At 41.8% G+C, this 13,506-nt stretch carries 13 protein-coding genes and 5 tRNA genes; 6 read left to right on the top strand and 12 right to left on the bottom strand.

All coding sequences use genetic code 11. The annotated features are described in order from the left end of the window. Position 1: 1 nt before the first annotated feature. The 6 genes from Q4557_RS15565 (at position 2) to Q4557_RS15540 (ending at position 1,255) form a co-directional block, all read left to right on the top strand. Positions 2-76: transfer RNA gene (locus Q4557_RS15565), tRNA-Gln, on the top strand. A gap of 25 nt (positions 77-101) precedes the next feature. Continuing rightward, positions 102-176: transfer RNA gene (locus Q4557_RS15560), tRNA-Gln, on the top strand. 5 nt (positions 177-181) lie between these two features. Then, positions 182-258, top strand: a tRNA-Met gene (locus tag Q4557_RS15555). A 106-nt stretch (positions 259-364) separates the two neighbouring features. Next, a tRNA-Leu gene (locus Q4557_RS15550) sits at positions 365-449 on the top strand. A gap of 56 nt (positions 450-505) precedes the next feature. Further along, positions 506-580, top strand: a tRNA-Gln gene (locus tag Q4557_RS15545). A gap of 192 nt (positions 581-772) precedes the next feature. Continuing rightward, positions 773-1,255 (top strand): GNAT family N-acetyltransferase, encoded by a 483-nt coding sequence (locus tag Q4557_RS15540; RefSeq protein ID WP_102477092.1) that lies wholly within the window; start codon positions 773-775, stop codon positions 1,253-1,255. Between the two features lie 101 nt (positions 1,256-1,356). Here Q4557_RS15540 and Q4557_RS15535 read toward each other — a convergent pair whose 3' ends face one another. From Q4557_RS15535 to Q4557_RS15480, 12 genes are all read right to left on the bottom strand, one after another. Continuing rightward, positions 1,357-2,352 (bottom strand): AgmX/PglI C-terminal domain-containing protein, encoded by a 996-nt coding sequence (locus Q4557_RS15535; RefSeq protein WP_102532057.1) that lies wholly within the window; start codon positions 2,350-2,352, stop codon positions 1,357-1,359. A 1-nt stretch (position 2,353) separates the two neighbouring features. Next, positions 2,354-2,884, bottom strand: coding sequence for a biopolymer transporter ExbD (locus Q4557_RS15530; RefSeq protein WP_102438967.1), 531 nt, complete (start codon positions 2,882-2,884; stop codon positions 2,354-2,356). Continuing rightward, positions 2,881-3,429: a biopolymer transporter ExbD gene (locus tag Q4557_RS15525; protein WP_303413821.1), complete on the bottom strand. Its 549-nt coding sequence runs from the start codon at positions 3,427-3,429 to the stop codon at positions 2,881-2,883. Before Q4557_RS15525 ends, Q4557_RS15530 begins: the two co-directional genes overlap by 4 nt. A gap of 5 nt (positions 3,430-3,434) precedes the next feature. Further along, on the bottom strand, positions 3,435-4,088 hold the full coding sequence (locus Q4557_RS15520; protein WP_102438963.1) for a MotA/TolQ/ExbB proton channel family protein: 654 nt from the start codon (positions 4,086-4,088) through the stop codon (positions 3,435-3,437). A gap of 123 nt (positions 4,089-4,211) precedes the next feature. Then, positions 4,212-4,550, bottom strand: a complete 339-nt coding sequence (locus Q4557_RS15515; protein ID WP_102477096.1) for a hypothetical protein — start codon at positions 4,548-4,550, stop codon at positions 4,212-4,214. Between the two features lies 1 nt (position 4,551). After that, positions 4,552-5,433, bottom strand: coding sequence for a tetratricopeptide repeat protein (locus Q4557_RS15510; RefSeq protein WP_303413819.1), 882 nt, complete (start codon positions 5,431-5,433; stop codon positions 4,552-4,554). Then, on the bottom strand, positions 5,408-8,665 hold the full coding sequence (locus Q4557_RS15505) for a tetratricopeptide repeat protein (RefSeq protein ID WP_303413817.1): 3,258 nt from the start codon (positions 8,663-8,665) through the stop codon (positions 5,408-5,410). Before Q4557_RS15505 ends, Q4557_RS15510 begins: the two co-directional genes overlap by 26 nt. Next, entirely contained in the window at positions 8,665-10,866 is a 2,202-nt protein-coding gene (locus tag Q4557_RS15500) for a CDC27 family protein (protein WP_303413815.1), read from the bottom strand. Before Q4557_RS15500 ends, Q4557_RS15505 begins: the two co-directional genes overlap by 1 nt. A gap of 5 nt (positions 10,867-10,871) precedes the next feature. Continuing rightward, entirely contained in the window at positions 10,872-11,525 is a 654-nt protein-coding gene (locus tag Q4557_RS15495) for an AraC family transcriptional regulator (protein ID WP_303413813.1), read from the bottom strand. A gap of 47 nt (positions 11,526-11,572) precedes the next feature. Beyond that, positions 11,573-12,769 carry a DUF3570 domain-containing protein gene (locus Q4557_RS15490; protein WP_241901125.1) on the bottom strand — a complete coding sequence of 399 codons (1,197 nt, stop codon included), beginning with the start codon at positions 12,767-12,769 and terminating at the stop codon, positions 11,573-11,575. Then, positions 12,714-12,935, bottom strand: a complete 222-nt coding sequence (locus Q4557_RS15485; protein WP_368506495.1) for a DUF4266 domain-containing protein — start codon at positions 12,933-12,935, stop codon at positions 12,714-12,716. Before Q4557_RS15485 ends, Q4557_RS15490 begins: the two co-directional genes overlap by 56 nt. A gap of 31 nt (positions 12,936-12,966) precedes the next feature. Beyond that, positions 12,967-13,470: a TlpA disulfide reductase family protein gene (locus Q4557_RS15480; protein ID WP_102528065.1), complete on the bottom strand. Its 504-nt coding sequence runs from the start codon at positions 13,468-13,470 to the stop codon at positions 12,967-12,969. Between the last annotated feature and the right edge of the window lie 36 nt (positions 13,471-13,506).

Here is a 13,506-nt window from a genome sequence, read left to right as displayed (position 1 = left end):
TTGGGATATCGCCAAGTGGTAAGGCACCGGGTTTTGATCTCGGCATCCCCAGGTTCGAATCCTGGTATCCCAGCCATTTTAAAGTAAGTAGACAAGATTATTGGGATATCGCCAAGTGGTAAGGCACCGGGTTTTGATCTCGGCATCCCCAGGTTCGAATCCTGGTATCCCAGCCATCTTAGGCAATGTAGCTCAGCTGGTTAGAGCACAGCATTCATAATGCTGGGGTCGCAGGTTCAAGTCCCGCCATTGCTACCATGTTTAAAGGTAGGTTAGTGGGTAACGCTATGCTACTTAGTTAGAAAAGAGCAACAACAGAGTTTACACTATATATAATTAGTGTATATTCTGAGAAAGATTTGATGCGGGAGTGGTGGAATTGGTAGACACGCCAGATTTAGGTTCTGGTGCCGTAAGGTGTGAGAGTTCAAGTCTCTCCTCCCGTACCATCAAATTTTTTCAATATGTAAACCTTCCTTTATGAAAAGTTATACATAACCAATTTTGGGATATCGCCAAGTGGTAAGGCACCGGGTTTTGATCTCGGCATCCCCAGGTTCGAATCCTGGTATCCCAGCCAAATTTAGCCTCACGGTTAAAGCAAGAGCCCGTCTTATGACGGGCTTTTTGTTGCCTGAAATTTATGATTTATCTTCTTATATTTATCCATTATCACTTATCGATTGAGGCATATGATTATTTTTGTATGATGGATAAGTCATACGTTCCAAATTATTACTTTCTAAATTATTACATTCAGAGTCTGCCCGAAATGCCAATTAATCCAATTACAGAGTCAATGTGGCCTGAAATCTATAAACTCCAATCGCAAGTGTATGTGGATATTGAACCAGAGCCGCTCGAAGTCCTTCGGGATAAATGGCAGCATTCTGCTCACTGCTGTTTTGTCTATCAAAATGAAGAGCAAAAGGTAATGGCTTATCTATTGGCTCATGTTTGGGCTAATGAAACGCCTCCTAAGCTCTATCAGACACTTTCTGAGAAAAAGGAGGGTAATAAATTGTTTCTACATGATTTAGCGGTATCTGCTCTATTAAAAGGCTCAGGAGTCGGTAAGCAAATGGTTGAGCAGTTAAAATTAATTGCTAAGCAATACAATTACTCACAAATACAACTTGTGGCAATACAAGGCTCAGTCCCTTTTTGGCAAAAAATGGGCTTTGAGATTGATCATGAGCAGGCGGCTAACGCAAGTTATGGCCCTGATGCTAAGATTATGAAGCAAGTGCTTTAATCAGTTTTACTTTCTAAGCCTTAAGCAAATAAAAAAATACGGCCAATTGGCCGTATTGTTAACTGATAAAAATTAATTAATCATTTATCGCTTACTTCTGTCTAGCTGGGTAAGAAGTCGATCGCCCAAATGGTTGTCATTGTTGCAACATCTTCTGCTGGGAAGGTGATTGAACGTAACACAACCTTTAGTTGGCGCTCTAATTTGGCATTGTTAAGCTGGCTTGATTGAATATCAACCCGACTAATGCTGCCATTAGGCAGGATCTCAATCTCAAACATGACTTTACCTTTGAGGAAAGGGTCTTTACGCAGAGCTCGATTATACAAGGCATATAAACGTGCTTTGTTCGCCTCAAGTGTGCGGCGTAATGCTGCCTCTGAACGTTGGCTTCCCGCAGAAGCCAGTTGCTCTTCCTCGGCAATTGCCCCTTGAGTAGCTAACACCTCCTCTTCTGCCAACCTAATTTGTTGGGTGTTTTTAGTGCTTAAAGCATCTGACACAACGGTTTGATTGACGGTAGAGGTGGTTAAACTCTCACTTTGGGTATTGGCCGAAGCTGCTAACATCTTACGTTTGACTTTCACTTCTTGCGCCTGCGTTTGTTCAAGGGCACTTTGAGATGCCGGCTTGATATCAAACGCTTCACGCATTGAAAAAAGCTCATCTTTCATGGCTGCTAGCCCTGAAGTTTGTGCTTTTTCTTTTGCGGCCTCACGGGTCATTGTCGGCTGTACTATTGGCTTTTCAACAGGTTTATCGATAGGCTTCTCTTCAACCTTTTCCGGTTCTTTTTCAAGTTCTGGCTCAGGTTCAGGAATAACTTCTGGCTTTTCAGGCACTGGAAGTTGTTTTTCTTTAAGCATTATTTTCGCTAACTGCGGTGGTAATTGCTCTTTAACTTCTCTTGGCACTTCAACTTGCTCAAGTAAAGGCACACCGATGCCGAACACAGCGTAAATGACCAGTAGTAACACTAAGATCTGTTTAAATAACCTATCTTGTTTACTGGGCTTAAATAAATCACCTATGTCGTTAAAGCTATTACCATTTGGGCTACTGCCATTAAACGAATGGGATAAGCTTGCTGCTGTCATGCTAACTCTCCTCAGCCGTTTTACTGGCTTGGCGTTCCACGGCTAATGACATATTTCTATATCCCGTTTCAGCACAAGCAGCCATAATTTGCTTTAACGCCATATAAGGTGTGCTGCTATCGCCAATAATGGTGACGGCACGGCCTTTTTCCTTTTCTGACTCTGTTAACTCAGTACGTTTACTCGCTTGGTATGTAAGCTCAGTAGTCATCGCTTCGATAAACTCAAGGTTTTCTTGTTCACTGAAGTTAGGCTTATCAGCACTATTTTGCCAAACAGCTCGCTCTTGGATAAGCACTGTATCTTTAAGTACTGTGATAACCAGGTTTTCAACTGGCAGTTCTTCAGCAATAGAGACAGGTAACTTTATCTTTTCGATATTTTGTAGAACGCGTACTTCAGATTGATTCACAATCAAGAAGAATACCAAAATCGTAAAGATATCCATCAAGGCAACTAAGTTAAGTTTGCCACCTGATTTAAAGCGCTTATGGTGCTTAGCAAGTCGTTTAGCTCTGGGTGATTGCTTCATGATTTGCCTCCTGTGGTTTCACTTACTTGTGTTTCAGCAAGTGATTCTTCAGGTGCATCGCCTAATGAGATAAGCGGAAACAGTTCAGCATCGACTAGATTAGCCGCAACCACTGCTTTGTATGAACGCACGGTATCCATTGCAGTCACAATGGTCTGATAATCGATATTAGATTCAAGCAAAAGCACTATGTCATTTTTATCGATTTCTTGTTGTTGAAAAGTCAGTTTAAGGTCTTGTAAGTACACAGACAAAGCCTTGAAATCATAACCTTGTTCTGTTGTTTCAAAACGTTTAAGTAATATGCCCGCAGGGTAGTTGAGCTCAAGACTTTGCTGAGTAATGACCAGTTCCAATACTTTAGGTTCTTGATCATCTTCAGCTTGTTGAGATTCTGAAATAACAGGCAATTGCAGATTTAGTATCCGTACTTGTGAAAATACCAAACTCAGTAATAACACAGGCACGAGCACGATCATCAAATTCATAAATGAAGTGATATCGAGTTCTGCATCTTCGGTATTAGGGCGACGACGGCGTCTCATAATTATTAGCCTCGGTCCGAATCCGCTTGCTTAGAAAATGACAGTGAATTAAGTAATTTAATGCCAGCCATTTCAATTGAATCAACAATAGTCGCAGTTTTAGTTTGCAGTGTTGAGTGAAATAGAATTAGCGGAATAGCGGTAATAAGACCAAATGCAGTGGTGTTCATTGCAACAGAAATACTGGAAGACAGCAGGTTAGCTTTTTCAGCTGGATCTGCACTGGCTACCGCAGAGAACGCTGCAATCAGCCCCATAATGGTACCCAGTAGACCAAGTAGCGTAGCAATATTGGCTAAGGTAGCAATAAATGGCGTGCGCTTTTCAAGTCTCAACATGTACTCCATGATGGTTTCTTCCATGGCGTATTCCACATCTTCACGGCGATTAGCTTGTGAAATTCTGACGATACCAGATTGCAATACATCAAATACAGGGGCTTTATTATTTTGCGCATGTTGACTGATTGTCGCGACATCACCGCTTTTAAGTGCTTCTTTGATTAACGAGAATGCTTTTTGGTTAGTGCGATGAGCTGAACTGAGATATAGCCAGCGTTCGATAGTGATGGCCAAACCGACGACTAATACTAGGGCGATAGGGTATATGAACGGGCCACCATTTTGTAAAAATGCAATAATATGGTCGGTAAAACTCATGATATTTTCCTTTTTATAGAGTCGAACGAAGTTGTTTTTGACTCGTCCTAAATGTAGTTATTTTTTGTTACTGCTTTTTTGTTACTGCTTCGGGTTAAACTTTTATCTTGGTGAATACACCCTTTATTGTTTTGATGAAGTATTCACACTGAAATCACGTACCTCTTGTTGGAACTTTTTAGGGTTAATCGGTTTGAATTGCGGCAAGATGATTTGCATATTGTTATCTTGTATTGCTACAGGGTTGGTTATGCCTTGCCAAGGCATGATGTAAAGCACTTTGGGTTGCTCTTGCGTGCCGGTCACTTTACTTTCAATTAATACGGGTTTGTTTGCTGTGCTGACGGTTTCAGCGGCATTAAGCTGGCCAATGCTAATGACTGATAGCAGCAAGAGTGTCATAACAGCAATAACCGCTGCGTTTACACGGTATGTTGTCATCGGGGTTAATGAACTAACCATCTTATCCTTCTCCTTCTTGCAAATTGAGCCCAGCGCGCTGAATTTTTATTTCAACGCCAGCCAACCATCGCTGGGCTTGAACATCATCAGGTTTTAGCAATAAATAGGATTGATAATAACGTCTCGAATCTAATAGTTTTCCTCGGTATAGCTCGAGCAAAATAGCCAGGTTAACTTGTGCTTCTGGATAATTAGGCCAAATAGATAATGCGGTTAAATAATCTTTTTCTGCCTGTTCAAATTGACCTTGCTTTCTTGCTACAAGGGCCTTCAACTGAAAGGCGTAAGGGTTTTTATCGTTAACGGCAATGGCTTGATTTAACAAAGATTCAGCCTGACTAAAGTCACTTTTATTAATGGCGATTAAGGCTTTGTTTACTAATGCACCTGATAGGGTTGGCTGCGCCAAGAGTACCTGATCAAATAATGCATCAGCTTGATCAAATTGCAGTTGTTTCATCAGAGCAAGCGCATCTTGATACTGAGTTAACACCGTTCTAGGTACATTGGCTAAACGTTGCTGTGCTTGCTCAGCATATAAGTTGTAATTGTTGGGTGTTATGTCATTTAAAGCGCCATTACTTGCCGTTTGCTTGTTCGAGCTGCTCCCTACAGAGCCATTTGCCACAGAGCTAGCATTGCCATCATCTGTGTTGACCATATCCACCATACTGCTATCTAGGGCATCAATACCGTTAGCTTCGGCGTTTTCACTCGCTTGATCATTAGTCATCGTTGAGCATGCAGACAAGATCATTAGGCTGAAACCCATTAATAACTTGATGGTGACATGAGCTGAGGAAAGTGTGTTATTCACTTTATTATTCACTCGCCTGTTTACTCTCTTACTTAAAGGTTTAGTGAATTGATTCAACGACATCATGTGTCACCTCCTGTTTGTTATATAACGCAGGTGACAGCTCAGTTAAGGTTGCGAAACTTTTGCCAATCCATTGGTCATAGATATTCTGCCAAGCTCGCTCAGTGTTACTGATATGAATTTCAATAGCCTTTTCCTCAAATGGATAGGCGAGCTCTTCAAGTAATATTTCGTACTCTTCCAGCGCTAATTCATCTAGGTCACTAGGGCGCTCAGAGTCCATAACATCAGCCGCTAACTGGCGATACATTTCAGCTAAGTTAAAGGTCGCTTGCGGCACATATTGTGCTCGTTGAAAGTCCAACACTTGCTGGTAATAACCAATAGCTTGTTTCATCGCGTCTTGTTTACGCTTCAAGGTTTTATTTAATGGCGCGGTTAGCTTAATCGCGATAAATGTTTGCTGGTGTGCTTGGGCTAATTCAGAAGCTGCAATAGAGGCAATTTCAATTTCTCGCCCAGCAAAGGTATTCGCTTTAGCTTGCTGCTTGGCGTGGAAGGTTAATATCTGGCGATACCAGTAATATTCCTTGTTGGGCTCGTTAGAAACTTGATAAAACTCGCTCATTTTAAGGCGTACTTCTTGTGCTACATCAAAAGGCTCAGGGTAATCTTTAGCGTATGTTCGATAGGTTAAGCGGGCTTTTTCGGTTTCGCCTGCTTTGAGGTAGTACTCCGCAGCAGTATATTGCGCCTCACGCTTTAGCGCTCCTTTGGGTTCATTGGCAACAATAATCAACAGTTGCTCAGCAGCCAATTCCCATTGTTCTAATGCTTCATATGACTGAGCAAGTTTTGCTGGGATTGATGCACTGAAGTGATGTTTAGGGTAACGCTTTTGAAATGGCACCAATACCGTAATAGCTTGTTGCCATTGCTGTTGCGAAAGCAAGATATTCGCCGCTTCAAACTCGCCACTGACTGCATATTTTGATTCAGGCACAGCTTTGCTAATCCGTAATAAATCGACAACAGCAAGTTGCGGATTGTCGTTCTTGTTAGCCTGTGCTTGGAAGTAAATGCTTGATGCTAATAAATCGCGCATTTCAACTCGTGATGTCGCTTGCTGCGCTGTCGGTGTTTGACTGACACTTAAATATTTTAACGCCAGATTATAAGATTGCTCAGCAAGGGCATATTGGCTTTGCTGATATAACCCGTGAGCATATAACTGAGTCACAAGTTGTACTTGTTTTAATTGAGTTTTAGGCAGCTGTTTACCGTGCTCTACTGGATTGATAACACTTGATTTATCTAGGGCGATATAAGCCTGAGGTTTTTGTACACTGGCTAATTCATCAGGTGTTTGTCGCGCTACTACCGCTATTTGTTCTGCACTTTTCTCAGAGGGTTGATTAATGACACCGTGAGTCACTAATACAAATTCGCTGAACTGGGCTAAATCCAGGTAGTTTTTCGATGCAAATGAATATTGGGCGCCGTGAGTTGCAAGCTCTAGAGCGCGTTTATCATCTGGATAGTTGGCGATAAACTGTTTATCTAAGGCGACCCTCTCTTGGACAACGACCTGAGTGCTATCCAAATTTGCATTAGCTTGATTTTGCAGCGGCGTTAGGATTTCTCGAATTGTGATTGTAGTTGCATAAGCTGCCTGCTTTTTGAGGGCTATCTGCTCTTGGTTTAGCTGCTTATTTGGTTGGCTTAAGTGATCAGCTTGTTGGTTTGGCTGGTCTGCTTGAACCGAATCATCAATAGAACTGATTTCACCATAAGCGATAGTTTTATAACTGTTAAGTGCTTGTCTAAATTGCTGGGCTTCAAAATTAGCATCAGCAAACAGGTATTCATCAGTGTGAATATCTTTGCTGAGTAAGCTGCTTGCTTGTGGCAGTTTTGCGAGTTGTAAGTATGTACTTAATGCATTTGCAGCCGCTTTAAAAGCGCTTACTCGGCCAATGCCTGCAGGCTGATTTTGCGCGTTGGCGTAAACTCTGCGGCTATGCTCATCACTAAATGCCAGTAAATGAGGCAGTAACTCTTGTTGATGCTTTGCACTTGCTTGACTCCAAAAAGTGCTATTTAACCCGTACTGGTTAATATAATCATTTTTGAGTTTATGCATTGAAGCAAATTTACCTTGGCGCTGATAAAGCTCAAGTAAAGCCAATGAGTAACGAGCAGACCAAATGTTATCTTGTGCCAAATCGATATAGGCTTGATAGGCCAGCTCTGCATCATGTTGCAGCTCTTGTTTCAGTAAGAATTTTGCTAAGTTATCAAATAGAACATGTTGATAAATAGGTAAGTAACGCGTGTCTTGTTTTGATGTCACCAGTGCAACTAAGGATACGGATTGTTGCTGCTGACTGAGTGAAATACTTAAAACTCGCTGCGCATCAATTGCTAGGTTTTGCTCGCGACTGCTCAAACTGGCAAAACTGAAATCCGTTGCGGTTAACTCATTTTGCTTTGGTTTATGGTTAGCTAAAATCGTATCGAACACGGCTAAAAAGGTACTATCAGCCTCAGGTAAGCGATTCAGTTTAAACAGTGACCAGCCAGACATATAAATGCTGTTGAGTAAATATTTATCATTGTTATCAGCTGATTGAACCTGTTTATAAGCGCTTATCGCAGCAGGGTAATCTTGCAAGTTGTAATAGATTTCGCCGCGCCTAAAGTTAAGCTCCGCTAAATATTGAGTGTTAGGGTAGCGGGATAATAACGATTCCATCTCGATTAAGCTTTCATCTAGCTGGCCTTGCAAATCTAGCGCTTTTGCCAGTTGATACTGCAGATGCTCGTTATCAGCGCGATTAGGGTAGCGCTGTAATAGTGTTTGATACTCAGCGATTAATTTTACTAGCTGTTGATCGTTTTGCTTGAATTGTTGCAAAGCTTTTTGCTCTGCAGCTAACGGGTTAACCCCTGTATCTTCATCAAGAACTGTGGTTTCAAGCTCACCAAACATTTGCTCTTCAAGATTTTCAGTCTTAATTTGAACCAGACGATATTCAACGTGTGTTCTGACTTCTGGGTTGGGTTCTAATGTCAGTAATTGCTGATAAATTTGCGCAAGTTTTTGGCTTCGCTGAGCTTTTGTCAGAGCAAGTGAGTCCAATGAAACTTGGGGTTGTTGTTTGGCTAAATCAGTTAATGTCGCTCTTTTGGGATTGTTATTAGCTTGAGTATCTAGGGTGCTTTTACAACCGCTGACGCCAGCAATGATCATGCAGCTAACGAGTAGAGATAGCGTTGGTTTTGATGGGGTCATTATAATTTCTCCCCATTTATAACAGGTTGGGACATTTGCTCTAATACAGCCGCCATTTCATGGCGAGTGGCCAGTAATAACTGTTCAAGCTGAATTTGTTGCTCAGAAACAAAGGCTGAGATTTTTTGTTGAATTTGAGCTTTGGTTGAGGATTCAAGTGCTGCGATATTTTGAATTGTTGTAACCAGTCTCGTTTCTGCTTGAGCTTGGCGCTGCTCAAACGCAGTGGTTTGTTGCTGAGAATTGGCTAACTGAGCAAAGCGTTGTTGCTGCAGACTTACCAGTACGAGTTGTTGGTCGACTTGTTTAAGTAATTTTTTATGTTGCCATAATCTTTGAGGAAATTGCTGTTGCAACTCCCAGTTAAGGACTGCTTTAACGCGGTTTAGTCTTTGTTGATACTCTTCAGTGCTGCGCTGACCACGAATAGCCTTGATAACGTTTTCACTTTCATTGACGCGTTTAAGCCATGCTTGCTCTGCGTCATTGGCAAAAATATCTGCGTTTTCTTGTGCCTCAGCCTCAGTAATCATTTGTGCTAACAGCTGCTTTTGATTGGTTAACTGCTGAATCAATTCAGGATACTGGGTTTGGCTTTGCTGTTCGATGATGCGAGCTTGACGCTGTTTATTGAGTGTTAAGCTCTCTTTTATCCAGGCATTTTTTTGCTGCTGACGGTCAATATTGCTCGTTAACAGTGATAACTCAGATAAGGTATCGATATCGTGTTTCAGCTCTGGATTTTCTAAGGCTTTTTGCAGCCATTGACCATTAGCTCCCGTTTGAGCGTTTACATTACTGTTGAACAATAATGGCGTTAATTCTGTTTGCTTAATATCGGTATGAAAGCGTGCTAAGTCAGCTAATTGTTCAACATAGAGTTGCTCGGCTTGTTGATAGCTATATAGGCTCTCAGAAAGTGTGTTTTGCTGTTTGATTTGAGCAGAAATGAGTAATGCTGATTGCCAACCGAGCTGGGAGTATTGATAGTCACGTTTTAATAAATCAAGCAATGCCAGTGAAGTGTCATATCGCTTGATCTGCTGAGCTGAGAAGGCAAATAGAAATAGTGCAGACTCAGTGTAAGGACTGTGCTCAGGAAAATCTTGTAATTGATCGAATGCTGCTTGGTATAGACCTTGTTTAACATACATTTGGGCTAACAATAATTGAGCATAATCATTAATGGCTTGCTGCTGGATTTGTTTGTCTGCCTTTAATTCATCAGCTGTCATTATGCTTATGTCAGTGATTTCTTTAATAACATTTTTACTAGAAACTTGAGCTCGTTGTTGTGGACTCTTTTCGGTAAATAAGCTTTGCCAGAAATTCGTTTCAGTTGCTGCTAAGTTTATGTTTTTAATGCGTACCAGCAGTGTTTCTGCGCGTTGATAATCCTTTGCTTGCATCAATTGCAGTGCTTGGTTAAGCATGACGTAAGCAGATAATGCTGACTTTGCAGTTAATTCAGTATCTGCTTGGTTTGATCCCGCGGCTGACTCATCAAGTATTTTCGCTGAAGGAGTCACAGATGCAGGCCAATATGCCAATTGATGTAGGATCTGATATTGCTCAGCATATGAAGCAGGCAGTTGAGTGATATTAGCGAGGGTTTGCTGGGCAGCACTGTGTTTACCTTGCTCTATTTGTTGTTCTGACAACTGTAGTAGCGCGATAAGCTTTAGCTCATCAGCAGAGGTGGCAGTTTTATTGCCTTGTTTATCTTCGGTTGGTGGCTCAATACCTGCCAACTTATCGTCTGCTTGTTGTTGAATTAATGCTTTCTCGAACGTGGCCAACGTCTCTGTAGCTTGATGATGTAAACCGATGGATACCTGTAAGCCAGCTTCAAACAAATGGCTTTTTGCGGTATCAGCATCAAAGCGCTGTCTGTTTAGGCTAACTTGGCTTAATGCGGCGTTGTAATCACCTTCAAAATAAAAGTATAAGGCTTGGCGATAAAGTTTATTGCGCAGGTTAGCTTGCTGAGCAAGGGTTAAATTAGTTGCAGTCGTTGCATTAGCAACTTCAGTTGGTTGCTTATTTAGTTCATCAGTTGAGACATCAGTGGGCATATCAGCACTGATAGCTGCAGTTGAAAAACAGCCGCTAACGATAAGCAGTAATATCGCTTTTAGCTGAGGCGTTGCTACTGCATAGCGGCTAAAGTCACGGAAAGCTTGGTTCATATTAACTGGCATAACCGTTATAAAACCCACTCTTCAACTTTCACATCTGCACGATAACTGGATTCATTATCTTCAAGTTTCAATTCCACCATCACGGTTTCATCTGTCTTTTCAAATTGATGAGTCACTGCTCTTTGTACGGTGCGACCTTCTGCATCAACACCGGTAAAAATAGCGGTAAGCTGATGCTGTCCCATTTTCAAATTTCCCATATAGACTTTTTGAATGCCGCCTTTTTCCAGTGCACGACGTTGGCGTTGGGTATATAAAAAACCGGCTACATTTTGCTGATTAATTTTTAGCTCGACACTGTCTAGGGTAAAAAAACGTCCAATATCCACTGACACAAATACAGCTATTTGAGTGCTTGCGGGGAACAATAAGTCTTCTTCAAGAATGAATAAATCACGATTTAATTTAATGACTTGGCTTTTGATGTTTTCAAGATCGCTTGCTACCTGACTCTGACTATCAGCGCTACCATTACCATTAGTCATTGCATTAGCACTCGCGTCACTATTAGTATTGGCTAACGCGGCACTTGGCTGCATCGCGCTCCAGAACACGGTTATAAATAGCCCCAAAGTGAGCCATATTTTAAAATTTGTAGATGACTTAACAGTGTTACCCTGCGCTGTACCTTGTCCAGTACCTTGATCTGTGTTGTTCATATTCCTACCTTGAAAATGGGCTAAATCGCTAACATTACGCAAAATGATTAAAAGTAAACGCTATAAAAAGCGCGGATGACGTTAGCGGAAAAATTGTAAAACGGTTCGTTACCTACGCCACCATCAGCAGTGGGATCTCTAAAGTTGTTGTAGTCGAAGGTGATGTAGTCCCATTGAATACTGGCTTCTGAACGAGTATCTCCAAAAGATAAGCTTTCAGGCATTAAATAAGTGACACCTAGGCCTAAGGTTAAGTCATTAAAGTCACTTAACTCTTTATCGCGGGCTAGGTAGTTTTGTGCATCTTGATAAGGGAATAAGTCACTATAAAATTCAGCTTGAGTTTGCTGGTAGTAACGCACTTTAAATTCAAGTTCTAAGAAGTCACCAATAGGGTGGCGGTATCCGAGTTCGACATCATTAGCATCAATTTCCCAGCTGTCGTTGAAGTAGCGATAATGAAAAAATAACGCCGCGCGATAGGGCAGAAAGTAGCTTGCCGATAATTTGGTTGAAAACGAGTTACGAGTCTCTGGATAGATTTCAGACTGATAGCCAACACCGGATGGGTTAGTTGTATCTATGTAGCGTACCGTACGGTATGGGTTATTGAGGTAACCTTCGTCAGCAATGGCTTCAAAGTTAAGTTGCGCGGTTAAGTTGCGAGTTAAAATTTGACTTATGCCTGCGCGAATACGGTACTGCTGGCTTTGTTCTTCAAATTGGTCATCGCCATTGCGGCGTATTTCATTATCACCATATGACACACCAAGACTTAAATTGGTTAAATCGCCAAAGGTATCTTGAGATACATTAACACTAAAGGATTGTGCGAGGTAATCGTCTTCATCACTCTGGCGGGCATTAAAGGTCATTAAGGTCTTATCGTTGAGGTATTCGACCCCAATTTGGCCTTCATGGCGCTTTTCGCTATATGGACTTGCTGTACTGAGCACATCTACAGAGGCCGAAGAAATGCTATCGAGGTAGTAGTAGCCAGTAAACGCCAATGATTCTGAGGTCTTTTTTCGAAGCAATACCGAAGGACCGTCAATTTTCATCCCGCCGCCTTCATAGCTGTGATAAAGCACATCAGCGCGATCAGGCTCTAGCACTGCTGCTAGGCTGAGTGGCGAGCAGAGAATTAATCCTGTCAGTGTGGCTGTCTTTAATAAGCACTTGAGCATCTTAGTTACAACCACAGCCACCGCCTCCAGTTCCTTCTGCTCCGCGAGCAGACTCACGGGCCTCCAATACATGCGCTACGTGCATATTGGCAATGGGGTGCCTACCAAATCGCATAATAGGATCGGCAAGGTTTTGGCGTTCATAAGGTTTTACCCAAGGTTCTATGTCTAAACTTGAGCAGCCCGATATTATGAATAGTGACGACAGGGCCGTTATGAGCATGAGCATTTTTTTGATTGGATTCATCATAGGGTTACTCTCTGATCAGCTTTTTAATCGCAGCGGCGTATTTTTTCTCGTAACCGTCTTGATAACCTAAGAACACATATCGCACTTTGCCGTCGCGATCGACAATCACTGTCGTTGGCATGGCTTTTACATCGTAGGTCTCAGATAGGCTGTTTGTTTCGTCAAAAAAGATGTCAAAACTTAAATTAAGATCGGCTAGAAAGTCTTTACCTGCTTGGTTTTCTTGCTCAACATTGACGCCCCAAACGGCAACGCCTAAATCTCGATATTTGTCTTCAAGCTTTTGCAGTACTGGCATCTCTTTTCTACAAGGTCCACACCAAGATGCCCAGAAGTTAATCAGGATGATATTGCCGCGCTGCTCAGAGAGTTTAAGGTTCTCACCTTGCATGTTTTTTAAGGTGAAATCTGGTGCCATATCGCCTTCTGATAACGCATTGGCTTGAATCGATACACTTAAAGTAAATAGGGTAAACAGGGCAATGAACCCACGCTTAAATAACATCATTGATAATCCTTTTTTTCTTACTATTTAATTTTTGTT

This window comes from Shewanella sp. 5_MG-2023, from assembly GCF_030547465.1.
GTDB lineage: Bacteria > Pseudomonadota > Gammaproteobacteria > Enterobacterales > Shewanellaceae > Shewanella.
The sequence above is the reverse complement of the archived record's forward strand: the minus strand, read 5'-3'. Positions and strand labels throughout refer to the sequence as shown.